We start from the raw sequence: 17,661 nt of genomic DNA, 5'->3' as shown, positions 1-17,661 counted from the left end.
CGCAAAGCGGCCCCAATCGGGATTTAGATGGTCAACGTCCAGTCATAGTCGACAATCAGCGGCGCATGCTGGGAGAAGCGCGGCTGACGCGGCAGGCGGGCATTGCGCACGAAGCGGCGCAGGCCCGGCGTGAGGATCTGGTAGTCGAACCGGTAGCCCAGGTTGAGCATCTCGGCCTGCTCGTTGTCCGGCCACCAGCTGTACTGGTCGCCTTCACGGCTGACTTCGCGCAGGGCATCGACGTAACCCATCTCGCCGGTGATCGCATCCATCCAGGCGCGCTCCGGCGCCAGGAAGCCCGGCGACTGCTGGCTGTCACGCCAGTTCTTGATGTCGAGCTTCTGCTGCGCCACGTAGAACGAGCCGCAGTAGATGTACTCACGACGCTTGCGACGCTGTTTGTCCAGGTACTTGGCGAAGTCGTCCATCAACTTGAACTTCTGGTTCAAGTCTTCGTCGCCGTTCATACCCGAAGGCAGCAGCAGGCTGGCAATACTGACTTTGTCGAAATCTGCTTGCAGGTAACGCCCGTAGCGGTCGGCTGTCTCGAAGCCCAGGCCGGTGATGACTGCCTTGGGCTGCATGCGCGAATACAGGGCCACACCACCTTGGGCAGGCACCTCCGCGTCGCAGGCATAAAGGAAATAGCCATCGAGCTGGAAAGCTGGGTCATCGAGTTCAAAGGCCGAGGCGCGGGTATCCTGAAGGCAGATGACGTCGGCATTCTGGGCTTGCAGCCAGCTGAGCAAACCACGCTCGGCCGCAGCCTGAATGCCATTTACGTTCACACTGATGATCCGCATAAATGGCCCCAAAAATCTCGTGCGTGTATGATACCCGAGCTCAACCCATTTAGCTAAATCCGTGGTGTCCGGGACTATCCATGCAGCCGTATCAGCGCGACTTCATCCGTTTTGCCATCGATCGCGGGGTACTGCGTTTCGGTGAATTCACCCTGAAATCGGGGCGTACCAGCCCGTATTTCTTCAATGCCGGCCTGTTCAACAGCGGTTCCGCCCTGGCCCAGCTGGGTCGTTGCTATGCGGCGGCCATCGTCGACAGCAAGATCCCGTTCGACGTGCTGTTCGGCCCGGCCTACAAGGGTATCCCGCTGGCGGCGGCGACTGCCGTGGCCCTGGCCGAGCAGCACCAGCTCGACGTGCCATGGTGCTTCAACCGCAAGGAAGCCAAGGACCACGGCGAAGGCGGCAGCCTGGTTGGCGCGCCGTTGGCCGGCGAAGTGCTGATCATCGACGACGTGATCACCGCCGGTACCGCCATCCGTGAAGTCATGCAGATCATCAGTGCCCAGCAGGCCAAGGCCGCCGGTGTGCTGATTGCATTGAACCGCGAAGAGCGCGGCAATGGCGAACTGTCGGCGATCCAGGAAGTGGAGCGTGATTTCGGTATCCCGGTCGTCAGCATCGTTTCGCTGACCCAGGTGCTGGAATTCCTCGCCGATGACCCGCAGCTGAAGCAGCACCTGCCAGCTGTCGAGGCCTACCGGGCGCAGTACGGGATCTGATCCTGGCCTGGAACTGAAAAGGCGACCTTCGCATGAAGGTCGCCTTTTTTGTGTCACTCAGTCAGTGCCGTACTTGGGCGAACGCGGCCCGTAGAGAATGCCGCCGTTCGGATGTGGCGTCAGCAGGCGGGCGCTGGTCATGCCGGCGATGGGGTAGCCGGCATCTTCCTGCACGCTGCTGACGATCTGGTTGACTGCCGCAACGATCAGCATGCCGACCAGGCCACCCTGGTTCTGCTGATTCTCCTGGCTGGACGCCGTGGCGCTGCCAGTCCACAACGTGGTGCCGGTCTTCAGGTCGACCAGCTTGGCATTGGCCGTGACGATAGTCGCACTGCTCAACACCATGTAACGGGTGCCATAGTCCGATACGGTCACATACAGCGCAGCATCGGCGCCGAAGATCTCACGCAGTTTGGGCATTGGCAGCTGGTGGATGTCGGCCGGCGTGGTCATGCCGTTCTGGCGGAAGGTCTCGTCCACCAGCGCCACGGGCATCACGTAGTAGCCGGCCTCGGCCAGCGGATAGGTGACCTGCGACAGCATGCTGTAGGTCGCCTTCACATCCGGCGACTCGTTCAGTGGGGGGAGAATCAGGATCGACTTCGGCCGGCTCTGCTTGTAAGCGGAGTAGTCGATGGTCTTGCGCTCGGCGCAGCCAGCGAACAGGGCCAGCACGCAAACGGTGGTGATCAGTTGGCTCAGGCGCTTGATCATTGCTTGGCTCCCTTGCTCGCGTTGCTCATCAGGAAGTCCATGTACGTCGCCGACTCCGGGAACAGCGCCTTCTCGGTGCGGAACTGCTGGATCATCTGGTCATCCTTGCCGAGGCTGGAATACAACAGGCCCAGCTGCGCATGGTAGCCGGGTGGTACGGCGCCGTTCTTGGCCTTGATCTTTTCCAGGTCGCGCTCCAGCGCGGTGACCTGTTCCTCTTTCGAATCGCCTTTGAGGTAGCCATACACCTGGGGTTGGTAGCTTTCCCACTGGTACAGCGGTTTGGGCGCGTTGCAGCCGGCCAGCAGGATGCTGCCCAATACCAGGCCGGCGCAGCTGCGCACGGCCGAGAGGGTGATGCTCATGTAGGAGTCCTTCCTGGAAAAATCTGTTACTGGGCCTTCGGATTCCACTGGCCGCTTTCAACTGCGTTCACCAGCTTGTTGACGGCTTCGCGCATGGCCAGGTCGAGCACCTTGCCGTTGAGCGTGGAGTCGTAGCTGGCGGTGCCACCAAAGCCGATGATCTCGCGATTGGACAGGGCGTATTCCCCCGCACCCTGGCTGGAGTAGACGACTTCCGAGGTGCTGATGTTGACGATGTTCAGCGCCACCTTGGCGTAGGCGATCTGGGTCTTGCCGCGGCCGAGAATGCCGAACAGCTGGTGGTCGCCAACCTCTTTGCGGCCGAACTCGGTAACGTCACCAGTCACCACGAAGTCTGCACCTTTCAGGCGCTGGGCCTGGCCCTTGATCGCGGCTTCCTGCTGGATCTCGCCCATGTTGTCGCGATCGAGCACATTGAAGCGGTTGGTTTGCTGCAGGTGGGTGATGAGGATGGTCTTGGCCTGGCCGCCGAGGCGGTCGACGCCATCGGAGAAGATGCCGCGCATGTAGCTGGAACGGTTGTCGAACTTGCCGACGGCAATCGGTGCGCGTACACCGCTGTAGGGGCGGCTGACGCTTTCAACCTGTTGTACGGCAACAGCGGTGGATGTTTCGGTGGCGCAGCCGGCGATGGACCCGACAGCCAGGGCGGCTGCCAGCACGAGTCCTTGTGATGCGTATTTCACGCAGTTTCTCCAGAAAAGATCAAATTGAAGCGAGGTGGCATTCTGACAGTGTTTGCCACAAAAAGCATCGCCGGCAAGCCGGCCCCCAAGCCCTGCACCAACCTCGGTCAGTGCAATCGCTGTGGGAGCCGGCTTGCCGGCGATAGGGAGTAGTGGGCTGTCAGCGCGGCTTGCGGTTGGTAATCAGGGTACCCACGCCGCTGTCGGTGAAGATCTCCAGCAGCACCGCATTCGGCACACGGCCGTCAATGATGTGCGAGCTGTTCACGCCGCCCTGCACCGCGTCCAGCGCGCACTTGATCTTCGGCAGCATGCCACCGTAGATGGTGCCGTCGGCGATCAGTTCGTTGACCTGCTCGGTGGTCAGGCCGGTCAGTACCTGGCCCTGCTTGTCCATCAGGCCGGCGATGTTGGTCAGCAGCATCAGCTTCTCGGCCTTCAGTGCCTCGGCCACCTTGCCCGCCACCAGGTCGGCGTTGATGTTGTACGACTCACCGTCGGCACCCACACCGATTGGCGCGATGACCGGGATGAAGTCGCCCTTGACCAGCATGTTCAGCAGGTCGGTGTTCACGCTCACCACTTCACCGACATGGCCGATGTCGATGATTTCCGGAGTGGTCATTTCCGGCGTCTTGCGGCTGACGGTCAGCTTGCGCGCGCGGATCAGCTCCGCGTCCTTGCCGGTCAGGCCGATGGCGCTGCCGCCGTGGCGGTTGATCAGGTTGACGATGTCCTTGTTGACCTGGCCGCCCAGCACCATCTCCACCACATCCATGGTCGCCGCGTCGGTGACGCGCATGCCGTCGATGAAATGGCTTTCGATCGACAGGCGCTTGAGCAGGTCGCCGATCTGCGGGCCACCACCGTGGACCACCACCGGGTTGATGCCTACAGCCTTCATCAGCACGATGTCACGGGCGAAGCCGGTCTTGAGCTCCTCGCTCTCCATCGCGTTGCCGCCGTACTTGATCACCAGGGTCTTGCCGACAAAGCGGCGAATGTAAGGCAGTGCTTCGGACAAAACCTCGGCTACATGGGAAGCGGCATCGCGATCGAGGGTCATGCAGGGCTCCTGTAAGGAACAGATAGTCGGTCAGAACGGCAGTTGCAGCTTAGGCTCTACCCGCAGCAACTGGGCACGGAAAACATCCTTGATACGTTGCAATTCGGCGTTGCTGTCGGCCTCGAAGCGCAGCACCAGCACCGGCGTGGTGTTGGAGGCGCGAACCAGGCCCCAGCCGTGGGCGTAGTCCACCCGCACACCGTCGATGGTGGTCAGGTTGGCTTCGCCCCAGTCGGCGTCGCGTTGCAGTGCTTCAATGATGCTGAATTTACCCTCGTCGGTCACATCAATATTGATTTCCGGCGTGGAAATATCGTTCGGGAAGGCGGCGAACAGGTCTTCGGCGCTTTGCCCGGCCTTGCTGAGGATCTCCAGCAGACGCGCGGCGCTGTAGATGCCGTCATCGAAACCGTACCAGCGTTCCTTGATGAAGATGTGACCGCTCATCTCACCTGCCAGCAGCGAGCCGGACTGCTTCATCTTCTTCTTGATCAGCGAGTGGCCGGTTTTCCACATCAACGCGCGGCCACCGTGCTGTTCGATCAGCGGGGTCAGGCGGCGGGTGCATTTGACGTCGAAGATGATCTCGGCACCCGGGTTACGCGACAGCACGTCCTGGGCAAACAGCATCAGCAGGCGGTCGGGGTAGACGATGCTGCCGGTGTTGGTCACCACGCCGACCCGGTCGCCGTCACCGTCGAAGGCCAGGCCGATGTCGGCGCCGGTTTCCTTGACCTTGGCAATCAGGTCTTCGAGGTTTTCCGGCTTGCCCGGGTCCGGGTGGTGGTTGGGGAAGTTGCCGTCGACCTCGCAGAACAGCGGGATCACTTCGCAGCCCAAGGCTTCGATCAATTTTGGCGCGATCACGCCAGCGGCACCGTTGCCGCAATCCACCACCACCTTGAGCTTCTTCGCCAGCTTCACGTCATCGACAATCTGCTGGAAGTAGCGGTCAAGGATCTCGACCTTTTCCACGCGGCCATCGGCGCGGCTCAGGTTGTTGGTCTTCAGGCGCGTCAGCAGGGCCTGGATCTGTTCATTGGCCAGGGTGTCGCCAGCAATGACGATCTTGAAACCGTTGTAATCCGACGGGTTGTGGCTGCCGGTGAGCATCACCCCGGACTTGCCAGCCAGCACGTTGGCCGCGTAGTACAGGGCCGGGGTAGGCACCAGGCCGACGTCGCTGACGTGGCACCCGGCGTCGACCAGGCCCTTGATCAGCTCTTCGACCAGCATCGGGCCGGACAGGCGGCCATCGCGGCCGACCGAAACCTGCGGTTCGCCCTGGGCCAGGCTCTGTGCACCGATGGCGCGGCCGATCCAGTAGGCGGTTTCGGCGTGAAGGGTCTTGCCGACCACGCCGCGGATGTCATACGCGCGGAAAATGCTGTCTGGTAGTGCTGCGGGTACCAGGTGGGCCATGTCGTTCATCTCTGGAAGCTCCATTAGTCAAAGGCTTTCTGGGCAGGCGCAAACTGAACGCTTGGACGGTGGTTTCGCCAGAGAGTTCGCCATCCTTGGCCTGAACGGTCATCTGTCGGCTCAGTGGCTACCAGAATGGCCGAAGCCGCCAGCGCCACGCTGGGTTTCATCGAACGCTTCGACGATGTCGAAATGGGCCTGTACCACCGGTACCAGCACCAATTGGGCGATACGCTCGCCCACCGCGATGGTGAACGCGGTGTTGCCACGGTTCCAGCACGACACCATCAGCTCGCCCTGGTAGTCCGAGTCGATCAGCCCGACCAGGTTACCCAGCACGATGCCGTGCTTATGGCCCAGGCCCGAGCGCGGCAGGATCACCGCTGCCAGGCCTGGGTCGCCGATGTAGATCGACAGGCCAGTAGGGATCAGCAGGGTCTGGCCCGGCTCGATGATGGTGTCTTCCTTGAGCAGGGCGCGCAGGTCGAGGCCGGCGGAGCCGGGGGTGGCGTACTGCGGCAGAGGGAATTCGCTGCCCAGGCGTGGGTCGAGGATCTTGGCTTGAAGAGCGTGCATGTAACTTATTGAACCTGATTGAGCCGTTCGGCGATGAAGGCGACCAGTTGCCGGGCGATCTTGCCCTTGCTGGTCTGCGCGAAGAGGGTCTGGTGCTGCTGGCGGTCGATTACGGTCAAGGCGTTTTCTTCGCTGTTGAAGCCGATGCTGGGGTTGGCCACATCATTGGCGACGATCAGGTCGAGGTTCTTGTCCTTGAGCTTGCGCGTGGCGTAGTCGAGCAAATGTTCGGTTTCGGCGGCGAAGCCGACGCTGAACGGGCGGTCGGCACGGCCGGCGATGGTGGCAAGGATATCGGGATTGCGCACCATCTGCAGCAGCATGCCGTCGCCGGTCGTAGGATCTTTCTTGAGTTTCTGCGTGGCAACGACTTCCGGGCGGTAGTCCGCTACCGCCGCCGAGGCGATGAACAGGTCGCACGGCATGGCCGCTTCACAGGCGGCGAGCATGTCCCGCGCGCTGACCACGTCGATGCGGCTGACCCGGTCGGGGGTTGGCAGGTGCACCGGGCCGGTGACGAGGGTGACCCGAGCCCCGGCTTCTGCGGCCGCTTCGGCCAGGGCGAAGCCCATCTTGCCGGAGCTATGATTGGTGATGTAGCGCACCGGGTCGATATTTTCCTGGGTCGGGCCGGCGGTGATCAGCACATGCTTGCCGGTCAGTGCCTGGCGCTTGAAGCTTTCCGCGGCACACCAGGCCAGGTCGGTGGCTTCGAGCATGCGGCCCAGGCCCACGTCGCCACAGGCCTGGCTGCCGGATGCCGGGCCGAACACCTGGATGCCACGGCTCTTGAGCAGCTCGAGGTTGGCCTGGGTGGCGGGATCGCGCCACATCGCCTGGTTCATGGCCGGGGCCACGGCGACGGTGGCGTCGGTAGCCAGCACCAGGGTGGTCAGCAGGTCATCGGCCATGCCTTGGGCCATGCGTGCCATGAGGTCGGCGGTAGCCGGCGCGATCAGCACCAGGTCGGCCCACTTGGCCAGTTCGATGTGGCCCATGGCCGCTTCGGCGGCAGGGTCGAGCAGGTCCATGTGCACCGGGTGGCCGGACAGTGCCTGCAGGGTCAGCGGGGTGATGAACTCTGCACCACCACGGGTCATGACGACGCGCACCTGCGCGCCGTGCTCCAGGAGTCGGCGAATCAGTTCGGCGCTTTTGTAGGCGGCAATGCCGCCACCCACGCCGAGAACGATGCGCTTGCGATACAGCCGCTGCATAGGCTTGCCTTTTTCCAGTGAGAGCGGGCGACGACGTTTGGGAATGCCTGCGGCAGAACGTCGCATGTACGAGGCGAAATAGATTAACACAGGGCCGAAATTGGCCGCAGCAAGGGTAGAGGGACGGGATGAATATCAGGGAGTGGCCGGCGGAAGAGCGGCCGAGGGAGAAGTTGTTGCAGCGTGGGGCGGCGGTGCTTTCGGATGCCGAGTTGCTCGCTGTACTGCTCGGCTCGGGAGTTGCCGGGCGCAATGTGCTGGACCTGGCGCGAGGGCTGCTGGCGCGGTTTGGCGGGCTCAGGCAGTTTCTTGAAGCCGATCGCGACGCTGTACTGCGTGAGCCGGGCATAGGGGCCGTTAAATATGCCCAGTTACAGGCGCTTTTGGAGATCGGCCGGCGTTATCTGGATGAGAACATCGAGCGCGCAGCGGTTCTCGAAGGCCCGGCGGCGGTACGGCGTTATCTCAAGGCCATGCTGCGTCATGAAGCCAGTGAGGTATTCGGTTGCCTGTTTCTCGATACCAAGCACAGGCCGTTGGCTTTTGAAATCCTGTTCAGGGGCACGATAGACCGGGCGAGTGTCTACCCGCGGGAGGTGGTACGGCGGGCGTTGCTGCACAACGCGGCGGCGTTGATCCTGTGCCACAACCACCCCTCGGGCAATAGTGAACCCAGCCAGGACGATGTGCATCTGACCCTGTCGTTGAAGCGCGGGCTGGCGTTGATCGATGTGCGGGTGCTGGATCACATCATCATCGGTGACGGGGAGCCGCTGTCGATGGTCGAGCATGGGTGGATTGTGGCTTAGGCACTTGTGCAGCCTGTCCCGGCCTTTTCGCGGGCTCGCCCGCTCCCACAGGTATCGCACCAACCTTGAATGTTGTGCTGTCCCTGTGGGAGCGGGCCAGCCCGCGAAGAGGCCGGTGCAGGTTTACCTGGTCACTGAGACCTTGCTGAAGTCCACCCGCCCGAACGGACTCACCTGGTATCCCTCGACGTCCCGGCGCAGCAAGGTCGCCGCCGTCGGGTGCGCCAATGGCACCCACAGCGCTTGTTGCTGGATCAACGCCTGCGCCTGCTGGTACAGCCGGCTGCGCACGCTCTGGTCATTGGTGGTGCGCCCGGCGCTGATCAACTGGTCCAGGCGGCTGTCGCAAAAGCGCGCGAAGTTGGTCCCGGACTGCACCGCCGCGCAGGAAAACTGCGGGCTGAGGAAGTTGTCCGGGTCGCCGTTGTCACCTGCCCAGCCCATGAATAGCAAGTCATGCTCGCCGGCCTTGGCGCGGCGGATCAGCTCGCCCCATTCGATCACGCGGATTTCTGCCTTGATGCCAACCTTGGCCAGGTCTGCCTGCAGCATCTGTGCACCGAGGCTGGGGTTGGGGTTGAGCAGGCTGCCCGACGGGCGGGTCCAGATGGTGGTGCTGAAGCCTTCGGCCAGGCCAGCCTTGTTCAGCAGCGCCTTGGCTTTCTTCAGGTCCAGCGTATAGCCGGGCAGGTCCTTGGCGTAGCTCCAGGTGTTGGGCGGGTAGGGCCCATTGGCGGCCACTGCGGAATCCTCGAACACCGCCTTCAGGTAGGCCTGCTTGTCGAAGGCCAGATTGATGGCCTGGCGTACCTCCGGCTTGTCCAGCGGCGGGTGCTGGCTGTTGATGGCGACAAAGGCCGTCATGAAGGCGGGGGTGGTGGCCACCTTGAGGTTGCCATCCTTGCCGGCTTCGGCAATGTCCAGTGGCTTGGGCGACAAGGCCACCTGGCATTCACCGCGCTTGAGCTTCTGCAGGCGCACGTTGGCGTCGGTGGTGATGGCGAAGATCAGCGGGTCGACCGCCGGCTTGCCGGCAAAATAGTCCGGGTTGGCGCGGTAGCGCACCATGGCGTCCTTCTGGAAGCGCTGGAACACGAACGGCCCGGTGCCGACCGGCTGGCTGTTGAGCTTCTCCGGGGTGCCGGCCTTGAGCAGCTTGTCGGCATATTCGGCGGAGTAGATCGAGGCGAAGCCCATGCTCAAGGTGGCCAGGAACGTGGCGTCCGGGTGGTTGAGGGTGAAGCGCACGGTGTTTGGCGTCGGCGCCTCGATCGCCTTGATCAGGCTGCCCAGCTGCAACGACTGGGCATGCGGGTAACCGCCCGGTGCGGTCTTGTGCCAGGCATGGGCGGGGTAGAGCATGCGCTGGAAGCTGAACAGCACGTCGTCGGCATTCAGCGCGCGGCTGGGCTTGAAGTAGGCGGTAGTGTGGAATTTCACGTCATCGCGCAGGCTGAAGTCATAGACCAGGCCGTCGGCCGATACCGTCCAGCTGGCCGCCAGGCTCGGCACCACCTTGCCTTGCTGCGCATCGAACTCCACCAGCCGGTTCATCAGCACGTCGGCGGTGGCGTTGGTGGTGGTCAGCGAGTTGTACTGCACCACGTCGAAGCCTTCGGGGCTGGCCTCGCTGCAGACGCTCAGCGGGGCAGCCTGGGCAACGCCGGCGGCAAACAGGGCACCGGCGGCGAACACGGAGTTGAACAATAAGGAAAGGGCGGCGGCACGCATGGTGGCTCCTTGGCTGTCAGTGGCCCATCTGCCAGTGCAGTCTGGAAAAGGCCTACCCTAGTGCGCCTGTCGGGAAATGACCACACCCTTTTTTACAAAACTGGCGACGAGCGGTCGACGGCTGGCCGGGCCTGCCGCTATGCTGGCCCGGCGCGCTTGGCCGGCGCCGGAAATGTATCTTCTGTTGTTGTGGCCAAGTCTTTCTGGTATAAAGCAGCGCTCTTTTCTAGGGGCTCGGCCTGTCGCGTCAGCGTATCCGGTCGGTAAGACCTCCAGAATCACGGCGCCCAGGCGCCAAAGACTGAGAGATTAAGCGGCCAACCCATGCCGGGTTGGGCATGTGGTTTTAGAGGGCTGAGTCATGTCGAGAGTCTGTCAAGTTACTGGTAAGGGTCCAGTAACCGGGAACAACATTTCCCACGCAAACAACAAAACCCGTCGTCGTTTCCTGCCGAACCTGCAGCACCACCGTTTCTGGGTTGAATCCGAGAAGCGTTTCGTGCGTCTGCGCGTATCCGCCAAAGGCATGCGCGTCATTGACAAGCGTGGTATCGACGTAGTGCTGGCCGAGCTGCGCGCTCGCGGCGAAAAGTTCTAAGGAGAACGTCATGCGTGAATTGATCCGTCTGGTTTCGAGTGCTGGCACTGGCCACTTCTACACCACCGACAAGAACAAGCGCACCACTCCGGACAAAATCGAGATCAAGAAATACGATCCGGTTGTTCGCAAGCACGTGGTGTACAAGGAAGCCAAGATCAAGTAATTGATCGGCGACCTGAAAAAAACCCGCCTCCGAAAGGACGCGGGTTTTTTTATGCCTGTCAGGGCCTCTTCGCGGGCTTGCCCGCTCCCACAGGTACATCACAGCCCCTGAGAGTAGTGAAATCCCTATGGGAGCGGGCAAGCCCGCGAAGAGGCCGGCACAGCCTCAGATCATTTCTGCTCGAACATCACATAGATCTTGCGGCACGGCTCCAGCACCTCCCAGGTGCCCCTGAAGCCGGCCGGGATGACAAACCGGTCGCCCGTACGCAGGGTCTTGGCCTCGCCGTCCTGGTCACGCAGCACCGACACGCCCTGAACGATCTCGCAGTATTCATGCTCGGTGTAGTTCACCGTCCATTGCCCCACTTCACCCTCCCACACGCCAGCGGCGAATTGCCCGCAGGGGCTGGAATAATGGTTATAGACGGCCTGGTCGGGCTCGCCCTTGAGGATTTTTTCCGCCGCCGGGCGGTAGCGTTCGGCCTCGGTGATGACTTGGGCGAAGTCGATGATGCTGGCAATGCTCATGGTTCGGCTCCTGTTGTTGTTTAATAAAATGCACATCAGTAGGCTTTTGGGGCTTCTGTGTCAAATATATTGATAGTTTGCCCGGCCTGGTTTAGGGTATTGCCTGCCAGTGTGCGCTCGTCGCCCGGCCAGAATTCTGACAACGCCTGCGAGTCCTCAGTGCGGCGTTGCACCTAAACAAGAGGAGGAGTTTCGTATGACCACCCTGACTCGTGCGGACTGGGAACAGCGTGCCCAGCAACTGAAGATCGAAGGCCGTGCCTTCATCAACGGCGAATACACCGATGCCGCATCCGGTGAAACCTTCGAGTGCCTGAGCCCGGTCGACGGACGCTTCCTGGCCAAGGTTGCCAGCTGCGACCTGGCCGACGCCAACCGCGCTGTGGAAAACGCCCGTGCCACCTTCAACTCCGGCGTGTGGTCGCAACTGGCCCCGGCCAAACGCAAGGCCAAGCTGATCCGCTTCGCCGACCTGCTGCGCAAGAACGTCGAAGAACTGGCGCTGCTGGAAACCCTGGACATGGGCAAGCCGATCGGCGACTCCTCCAGCATCGACATCCCGGGCGCTGCCAATGCCATCCACTGGACCGCCGAAGCCATCGACAAGGTCTACGACGAAGTCGCCCCCACCCCGCATGACCAGCTTGGCCTGGTCACCCGCGAGCCAGTGGGTGTGGTCGCTGCCATCGTACCGTGGAACTTCCCGCTGCTGATGGCCTGCTGGAAACTCGGCCCGGCCCTGGCCACCGGTAACTCGGTGGTGCTCAAGCCGTCCGAGAAATCGCCGCTGACCGCCATCCGCATCGCCCAACTGGCCATCGAAGCCGGTATCCCGGCAGGCGTACTGAACGTGCTGCCAGGCTACGGCCACACCGTGGGCAAGGCCCTGGCCCTGCACATGGATGTCGATACCCTGGTGTTCACCGGCTCGACCAAGATTGCCAAGCAACTGATGGTCTATGCCGGCGAATCGAACATGAAGCGCATCTGGCTGGAAGCGGGTGGCAAGAGCCCGAACATCGTCTTCGCCGATGCCCCGGACCTGCAGGCAGCAGCCGAGGCCGCTGCCAGCGCCATCGCCTTCAACCAGGGGGAAGTGTGCACCGCAGGTTCGCGTCTGCTGGTCGAGCGCTCGATCAAGGACAAGTTCCTGCCCATGGTGGTCGAGGCCCTGAAAGGTTGGAAGCCAGGTAACCCGCTGGACCCACAGACTACCGTCGGTGCCCTGGTCGATACCCAGCAGATGAACACCGTGCTGTCGTATATCGAGGCCGGCCACAAGGATGGCGCCAAGCTGCTGGCTGGCGGCAAGCGCACCCTGGAAGAGACCGGCGGCACCTACGTCGAGCCGACCATCTTCGACGGCGTGACCAACGCGATGAAGATCGCCCAGGAAGAGATCTTCGGCCCGGTACTCTCGGTAATCGCCTTCGACACCGCCGAAGAGGCCGTGGCCATCGCCAACGACACGCCGTATGGCCTGGCGGCGGGTATCTGGACCTCGGACATTTCCAAGGCGCACAAGACTGCTCGTGCCGTGCGCGCTGGCAGCGTCTGGGTCAACCAGTACGATGGCGGCGACATGACTGCGCCGTTTGGTGGCTTCAAGCAGTCGGGTAACGGCCGTGACAAGTCGCTGCACGCGCTGGAGAAGTACACCGAGCTGAAGGCGACCTGGATCAAGCTGTAATCCCAGGGGGGCTGCACGGCAGCCCCAACGATAGCCGGGTAGGCTCACGCTGCCCGGCTTCGTCGTTTCTGCTGTTCGAATTTCTGCCTGGGAGGCTGCAATGCGTTGGGGGACCTACTTCGCCGTACTGGCATCAGTGCTCAGCGTCGGGCTGGCGCTCGGCGTGAGCATGCCGTTGGTATCCTTGCGCCTGGAGGCGTGGGGCTATGGCAGCTTCGCCATTGGCGTGATGGCCGCGATGCCGGCGCTGGGTGTACTGGTCGGCGCCAGCCTGGCCAGCCGCCTGGCTGGCTGGGTCGGCGTCCCTTCAGCCATGCGCCTTTGCCTGTGGGGCGGAGCGCTGTCGATCGGCCTGGTCGCCTTGCTGCCCAGTTATCCGCTGTGGCTGTTCTTGCGTCTGCTGATCGGTATGTCGCTGACCGTGGTGTTCATCCTCGGCGAGAGCTGGATCAACCAGTTGGTGGTCGAGCAGTGGCGAGGCCGCCTGGTGGCGCTGTATGGCAGCAGCTATGCCCTCAGCCAACTGGCCGGGCCGTTGGTGCTCGGCTTTCTCGGCTCCGATGATGACTTTGGCTTCTGGGCCGCTACCGCCTTGCTACTGGTGGCACCGCTGGTTCTCCTGGGGCGTGGCGGCGCACCGAGCACCGAAGCCTGCAGTGTCACCTTCAGCGACTTGTTCGCCTTCTGCCGGCGTTTGCCGGTGATTGCCTGGGCCATCGCCCTGTTCGCCTCGTTCGAGGCGATGATCCTGACCTTGCTGCCGGTGTACTGCCTGCAGCAGGGCTTCAGTACCGAAATTGCCCTGTTCATGGTCAGTACCGTGGTGGTGGGCGATGCGGTGTTGCAGCTGCCTATTGGCGCACTGGCCGACCGTATGTCGCGACGTGCCTTGTTCACTGGCTGTGCGGTGACCTTGCTGGTGTCCAGCCTGGTCATTCCGCTATTGCTGCACACGCCACTGATCTGGCCGCTGTGGGTGCTGTTCGGGGCCAGTGCCGGGGGCTTGTTCACCTTGTCGCTGGTGTTGATCGGCGAGCGCTACCGCGATGATGAACTGGTGCGGGCCAATGCCCATGTGGCACAACTGTGGGGCATCGGCTGCCTGCTCGGGCCATTGCTGGCAGGGGCGGGAAGCCAGTGGCTCAGTGGGCACGCGCTGCCGTTGCTGATGGCGCTGGGGGCTGCGGGGTTGGTGGTGTTGACCCGGCGGCGTGGGGCTTTCGAGCCTGCATCGGCTTGATGGAACCTGGGGCCGCTTTGCGGCCCATCGCGACGCAAGGCCGCTGCTACAGCCGATATGCTATCCCCGCTAGGAGCGGCCTTGCGTCGCGATGGGCTGCAAAGCAGCCCCAAATCCGGTTACAGCATCTTTTCCAGGCCGACCGCCTTGCTGATCCAGGCATTGAACCGCCGCCATATGCCGCCCGGCTCGGAGGTCAGCATGTGCCGCTGGCCATGGTCCTCGGTCGCCCACACCAGTTTGTCGCCCACCAGCTTCACCTGGTAGCTCAACGCGGGCGCCATACCCTGCTGGGCCAGCTCGCGGGTGTACTCGGCCAGTTCCGGGCTGTCTACCAACACGCCGACCTCGGTATTCCACAGCACCGAACGTGGGTCGAAGTTGAACGAGCCGATGAAGGTCTTGCGCCGGTCGAACACGATCGCCTTGGTATGCAGGCTCGAATCCGAGCTGCCGTGGTAACTCAAACGCCCGGCGCTGGGGTCACCGGGTTGCCGACGCAGCTCGTAAAGCTGCACGCCGTGCTCAAGCAAGGCCCGGCGGTAGGGCGCATAGCCGCCGTGCACCGCCGGCACGTCGGTGGCCTCCAGCGAGTTGGTCAGCAGCTTCACCGAAGTGCCAGCGTCGGCACGGCCGGTCAGGTACAGCAGGCCCGGCTCGCGCGGCACGAAATAGGCAGACATCAGGATAAGTTCGCGATGCACGTTGGCCAGGTCCGGCGCGAGCTGCTGGCTCAGCAGCAGTTGCGGGTCCGGTTCGTCATCAGCCAGCACCTTGCTTGGTGCATCCCACAGCGCCTGGGCGTGGGCCCAGATCAGTTCGTTGCGCCACACGTCCAGGCGCGGTTGGGCTTGGTAGGCCATCAAACGGTCGTACAAGGCTTTACGTTGGGTCCTGGCTTCGGCCAACGACACTTCCAGGCGGTGGCGGCTGGCACTCAGGTCGCTGGCATCCGGGTCGTGCCAGAGGAAGTCGGTGATCGGCCGGCTGAGAGCGCTGTTCCAGTACTGGTCGAAACTGTGCCCCAACTGCTCGGCGGTCGGGCCTACCCCGAGCAGGTCGATGTCGGTGAAATTGAGGTTGGGCTCGGCATCGAAATACTCGTCGCCCAGGTTACGCCCGCCGACGATGGCCATGCTGTTATCCACCAGGAACAGCTTGTTGTGCATGCGCCGGTGCTGACGCGACAGGTTGAACAGGCGGCCTACGGCGCGCGTTACGCCGGTGCTGCGGCCCAGGTGCAATGGGTTGAACACGCGGATGTGGATGTTCGGGTGGGCATCCAGGGTGCCCATGATCACGTCCAGGCCATCGCTGGTGGTGTCGTCGAGCAGGATGCGTATGCGTACGCCACGGTCGGCAGCACGCAGCAGCTCATGCACCAGGGCGCGGGTGCTGAGGCCGTCGTGGACGATGTAGTACTGCAGGTCGATGCTGGTCTGGGCGTTGCGGATCAGTTCGGCGCGGGCGCGGAACGCCTCGTTGCTGTTGGGCAGCAGGCGAAAGCCGGAGCGGCCGCTGTACGGTGCAGCCTGGCGCAGCACCGAGCGGCCGAAGGCCGAGTCGTTGGCCGGCAGCGCCTGGCTGGTTTCGCGGGGCGTGCCGACGCTGGCGCAGCCGGCAAGGCCGAGCAGTAGCACCAGCAGCAGAGGCAGGGCTCGCTGGAGTCTCAAGGGTGAATCGTCCTGTGCAACGAAGGCTTGAAGGGTTGGACCGTAGCGGGCGGCGCAAAGTTACGCGCCCGCGTTTTCTTCATCCAGTAGACGAAGGGCGGTTTCACCGACCTTGCGCACTGCAGCTTCGATCTGCGCTGTCGGCCGCGCCGCGAAGTTCATGCGCAGGCAGTGGCGGAATTTGCCCGAGGCCGAAAAGATGCTGCCTACGGCAACCTGCACGCCTTGCTCCAGTAAAGCGCGGTTTAGCCGCAGCGTATCGAAATGTTCGGGTAATTCCACCCACAGCATGAAACCACCCTGCGGCCGGCTGACCCGCGTGCCCGGCGGGAAGTAGCGGGTCACCCAGTCGCTCATCAGGTCGCGGCTGCGCTGGTACTGGCTGCGCATGCGCCGCACATGGGGTTGGTAGTGCCCGGCGGCGATGAAGTCGGCAATGGCCAGCTGTGGTTGGCTGGCGGTGCTGCCGGTGCTGATGTACTTCATGTGCAGCACGCGTTCCAGGTAACGCCCGGGCGCCACCCAGCCTATCCGCAGGCCGGGGGCGAGGGTCTTGGAGAACGAGCTGCACAGCAGCACGCGGCCATCGTCGTCGAAAGACTTGAGGGTGCGCGGGCGCGGGTAGGTGTAGGCCAGGTCACCGTACACATCGTCTTCGAGAATGGCCACATCGTAGCGCTGGGCCAGGCTCAGCAAGGCCTTCTTGCGCGCCTCGGGCATGATGTAGCCGAGCGGGTTGTTGCAGTTGGGGGTGATCTGGATGAGCTTGATCGGCCATTGTTCCAGGGCCAGCTCCAGCGCCTCCAGGCTGATGCCGGTGACTGGGTCGGTCGGGATTTCCAGGGCTTTCATGCCCAGGCCCTTGAGGGTCTGCATGGCCCCATGGAAGCTCGGCGAGTCGACTGCGACGATGTCGCCGGGTTCACATACCGCGCGGATGCTGCACGACAGCGCCTCATGGCAACCGGTGGTCACCACCAGGTCGGCCGGGCCCAGGCGGCAGCCAGAGTCGAGCGTCAGCCGCGCCACTTGCTCGCGCAGGGCCAGGTTGCCGTGGATGTTGTCGTAGTACAGGCCTGGCATGTCCTGCCTTCGGCTCAGCTGGGCGAGGCTGCGCAGCAGTGGCTTGAGGGTGGGGCTGTCGATGTCGGGCATGCCGCGACCGAGCTGGACGACATCCTGGCGCGGCGTGCTGCGCACCAGTTCCAGCACCTGTTCCCACTGTGAAATGTCCACCGGGCGCTGGGCCGGGCGGCTGACGGCGGGAAGGGCAGGCAGCTGGCGGAGGTTGCTGACGAAGTAGCCGGACTTGGGCCGCGGCGAGACCATGCCGCTGTCTTCCAGCATGCGATAGGCCTGCTGCACGGTGCTCAGGCTGACCCCGTGCTCCACACTCAGGGCGCGCACCGACGGCAGGCGCTGGCCGGGGCGGTAGAGGCCCTGCTCGATACGGGCGCCGAGCAGCTCGGCGAGGCTCAGGTAGAGGGTCACGGCATACTCCTGCGCTGCATTGGCATAGCGACCGGTACAGTTGCGTTGAAAATACAGCATTCAGTCAGCCAGCGGCCAATTCTGTATGGGAATAATAAGGCTGTATTGGATCTGTATTGCCGGTGCTCGCAGCGCGCA

17 protein-coding genes and 1 pseudogene are annotated in these 17,661 nt (G+C 63.1%); 6 read left to right on the top strand and 12 right to left on the bottom strand.

What is annotated here, in order from left to right; genetic code table 11:
- Positions 1-23 precede the first annotated feature (23 nt).
- The gene (locus tag ACJA3S_RS25335) at positions 24-803 is read right to left on the bottom strand and encodes an exodeoxyribonuclease III (RefSeq protein ID WP_003253401.1); all 780 of its coding nucleotides are present in this window, start codon (positions 801-803) and stop codon (positions 24-26) included.
- 80 nt (positions 804-883) lie between these two features.
- Here ACJA3S_RS25335 and pyrE point away from each other — a divergent pair, with 80 nt between their 5' ends.
- Positions 884-1,525: an orotate phosphoribosyltransferase gene (pyrE, locus tag ACJA3S_RS25330; RefSeq protein WP_406820385.1), complete on the top strand. Its 642-nt coding sequence runs from the start codon at positions 884-886 to the stop codon at positions 1,523-1,525.
- 57 nt (positions 1,526-1,582) lie between these two features.
- Here pyrE and ACJA3S_RS25325 read toward each other — a convergent pair whose 3' ends face one another.
- From ACJA3S_RS25325 to coaBC, 7 genes and pseudogenes are all read right to left on the bottom strand, one after another.
- Complete coding sequence (locus ACJA3S_RS25325; RefSeq protein ID WP_186684023.1) at positions 1,583-2,242, bottom strand: DUF799 domain-containing protein; 660 nt, start codon at positions 2,240-2,242, stop codon at positions 1,583-1,585.
- Complete coding sequence (locus ACJA3S_RS25320) at positions 2,239-2,607, bottom strand: DUF4810 domain-containing protein (protein WP_186684025.1); 369 nt, start codon at positions 2,605-2,607, stop codon at positions 2,239-2,241. The genes ACJA3S_RS25325 and ACJA3S_RS25320 overlap by 4 nt, the downstream gene beginning before the upstream one ends.
- Before the next feature lie 26 nt (positions 2,608-2,633).
- Positions 2,634-3,314, bottom strand: a complete 681-nt coding sequence (locus tag ACJA3S_RS25315) for a CsgG/HfaB family protein (protein WP_186684027.1) — start codon at positions 3,312-3,314, stop codon at positions 2,634-2,636.
- A 160-nt stretch (positions 3,315-3,474) separates the two neighbouring features.
- On the bottom strand, positions 3,475-4,380 hold the full coding sequence (gene argB / locus ACJA3S_RS25310) for an acetylglutamate kinase (RefSeq protein ID WP_170033798.1): 906 nt from the start codon (positions 4,378-4,380) through the stop codon (positions 3,475-3,477).
- 30 nt (positions 4,381-4,410) lie between these two features.
- Positions 4,411-5,778 (bottom strand): annotated as a pseudogene (locus ACJA3S_RS25305) (phosphomannomutase/phosphoglucomutase); the annotation flags it as partial.
- 144 nt (positions 5,779-5,922) lie between these two features.
- Positions 5,923-6,378 carry a dUTP diphosphatase gene (gene dut, locus ACJA3S_RS25300; RefSeq protein ID WP_186684029.1) on the bottom strand — a complete coding sequence of 152 codons (456 nt, stop codon included), beginning with the start codon at positions 6,376-6,378 and terminating at the stop codon, positions 5,923-5,925.
- A gap of 5 nt (positions 6,379-6,383) precedes the next feature.
- Complete coding sequence (gene coaBC, locus ACJA3S_RS25295; protein WP_003253409.1) at positions 6,384-7,595, bottom strand: bifunctional phosphopantothenoylcysteine decarboxylase/phosphopantothenate--cysteine ligase CoaBC; 1,212 nt, start codon at positions 7,593-7,595, stop codon at positions 6,384-6,386.
- A 128-nt stretch (positions 7,596-7,723) separates the two neighbouring features.
- On the opposite strand from coaBC, the gene radC reads away from it, so the two are divergent.
- The gene (gene radC / locus ACJA3S_RS25290; protein WP_186684030.1) at positions 7,724-8,404 is read left to right on the top strand and encodes a DNA repair protein RadC; all 681 of its coding nucleotides are present in this window, start codon (positions 7,724-7,726) and stop codon (positions 8,402-8,404) included.
- A 123-nt stretch (positions 8,405-8,527) separates the two neighbouring features.
- Here the strand turns inward: radC and ACJA3S_RS25285 are convergent, their stop codons facing one another.
- Positions 8,528-10,135 carry an ABC transporter substrate-binding protein gene (locus ACJA3S_RS25285; protein WP_406820384.1) on the bottom strand — a complete coding sequence of 536 codons (1,608 nt, stop codon included), beginning with the start codon at positions 10,133-10,135 and terminating at the stop codon, positions 8,528-8,530.
- Between the two features lie 361 nt (positions 10,136-10,496).
- Here ACJA3S_RS25285 and rpmB point away from each other — a divergent pair, with 361 nt between their 5' ends.
- Both rpmB and rpmG read left to right on the top strand, forming a co-directional pair.
- Complete coding sequence (rpmB, locus tag ACJA3S_RS25280; protein WP_003258972.1) at positions 10,497-10,733, top strand: 50S ribosomal protein L28; 237 nt, start codon at positions 10,497-10,499, stop codon at positions 10,731-10,733.
- Between the two features lie 10 nt (positions 10,734-10,743).
- A complete protein-coding gene (gene rpmG, locus ACJA3S_RS25275; protein ID WP_003253507.1) occupies positions 10,744-10,899 on the top strand; it encodes a 50S ribosomal protein L33 in 156 nt (51 codons plus the stop codon).
- A 170-nt stretch (positions 10,900-11,069) separates the two neighbouring features.
- On the opposite strand, the gene ACJA3S_RS25270 is transcribed toward rpmG, so the two are convergent.
- Positions 11,070-11,429, bottom strand: coding sequence for a cupin domain-containing protein (locus ACJA3S_RS25270; protein WP_406820383.1), 360 nt, complete (start codon positions 11,427-11,429; stop codon positions 11,070-11,072).
- 196 nt (positions 11,430-11,625) lie between these two features.
- Here ACJA3S_RS25270 and ACJA3S_RS25265 point away from each other — a divergent pair, with 196 nt between their 5' ends.
- Together ACJA3S_RS25265 and ACJA3S_RS25260 are read left to right on the top strand one after the other, a co-directional pair.
- Positions 11,626-13,119 (top strand): aldehyde dehydrogenase, encoded by a 1,494-nt coding sequence (locus ACJA3S_RS25265; protein WP_406820382.1) that lies wholly within the window; start codon positions 11,626-11,628, stop codon positions 13,117-13,119.
- Positions 13,120-13,219: 100 nt separating this feature from the next.
- On the top strand, positions 13,220-14,359 hold the full coding sequence (locus ACJA3S_RS25260) for an MFS transporter (protein WP_406820381.1): 1,140 nt from the start codon (positions 13,220-13,222) through the stop codon (positions 14,357-14,359).
- A gap of 119 nt (positions 14,360-14,478) precedes the next feature.
- Here the strand turns inward: ACJA3S_RS25260 and ACJA3S_RS25255 are convergent, their stop codons facing one another.
- Complete coding sequence (locus ACJA3S_RS25255; protein ID WP_406820380.1) at positions 14,479-16,032, bottom strand: phospholipase D family protein; 1,554 nt, start codon at positions 16,030-16,032, stop codon at positions 14,479-14,481.
- 60 nt (positions 16,033-16,092) lie between these two features.
- Entirely contained in the window at positions 16,093-17,523 is a 1,431-nt protein-coding gene (locus ACJA3S_RS25250) for a PLP-dependent aminotransferase family protein (protein ID WP_406820379.1), read from the bottom strand.
- Between the last annotated feature and the right edge of the window lie 138 nt (positions 17,524-17,661).

It is taken from the genome of Pseudomonas sp. KnCO4, assembly GCF_045344305.1.
GTDB lineage: Bacteria > Pseudomonadota > Gammaproteobacteria > Pseudomonadales > Pseudomonadaceae > Aquipseudomonas > Aquipseudomonas anuradhapurensis.
Note: the sequence above shows the minus strand (reverse complement) of the source record. Positions and strands in the feature narration are given on the sequence as shown.

Excerpts from the sequence above, each read along its gene's own strand:
- ACJA3S_RS25335 (WP_003253401.1), bottom strand. The coding sequence starts at position 803 with ATGCGGATCATCAGTGTGAACGTAAATGGCATTCAGGCTGCGGCCGAG.
- pyrE (WP_406820385.1), top strand. The coding sequence starts at position 884 with ATGCAGCCGTATCAGCGCGACTTCATCCGTTTTGCCATCGATCGCGGG.
- ACJA3S_RS25325 (WP_186684023.1), bottom strand. The coding sequence starts at position 2,242 with ATGATCAAGCGCCTGAGCCAACTGATCACCACCGTTTGCGTGCTGGCC.
- ACJA3S_RS25320 (WP_186684025.1), bottom strand. The coding sequence starts at position 2,607 with ATGAGCATCACCCTCTCGGCCGTGCGCAGCTGCGCCGGCCTGGTATTG.
- argB (WP_170033798.1), bottom strand. The coding sequence starts at position 4,380 with ATGACCCTCGATCGCGATGCCGCTTCCCATGTAGCCGAGGTTTTGTCC.
- dut (WP_186684029.1), bottom strand. The coding sequence starts at position 6,378 with ATGCACGCTCTTCAAGCCAAGATCCTCGACCCACGCCTGGGCAGCGAA.
- coaBC (WP_003253409.1), bottom strand. The coding sequence starts at position 7,595 with ATGCAGCGGCTGTATCGCAAGCGCATCGTTCTCGGCGTGGGTGGCGGC.
- radC (WP_186684030.1), top strand. The coding sequence starts at position 7,724 with ATGAATATCAGGGAGTGGCCGGCGGAAGAGCGGCCGAGGGAGAAGTTG.
- ACJA3S_RS25285 (WP_406820384.1), bottom strand. The coding sequence starts at position 10,135 with ATGCGTGCCGCCGCCCTTTCCTTATTGTTCAACTCCGTGTTCGCCGCC.
- rpmB (WP_003258972.1), top strand. The coding sequence starts at position 10,497 with ATGTCGAGAGTCTGTCAAGTTACTGGTAAGGGTCCAGTAACCGGGAAC.
- rpmG (WP_003253507.1), top strand. The coding sequence starts at position 10,744 with ATGCGTGAATTGATCCGTCTGGTTTCGAGTGCTGGCACTGGCCACTTC.
- ACJA3S_RS25270 (WP_406820383.1), bottom strand. The coding sequence starts at position 11,429 with ATGAGCATTGCCAGCATCATCGACTTCGCCCAAGTCATCACCGAGGCC.
- ACJA3S_RS25265 (WP_406820382.1), top strand. The coding sequence starts at position 11,626 with ATGACCACCCTGACTCGTGCGGACTGGGAACAGCGTGCCCAGCAACTG.
- ACJA3S_RS25260 (WP_406820381.1), top strand. The coding sequence starts at position 13,220 with ATGCGTTGGGGGACCTACTTCGCCGTACTGGCATCAGTGCTCAGCGTC.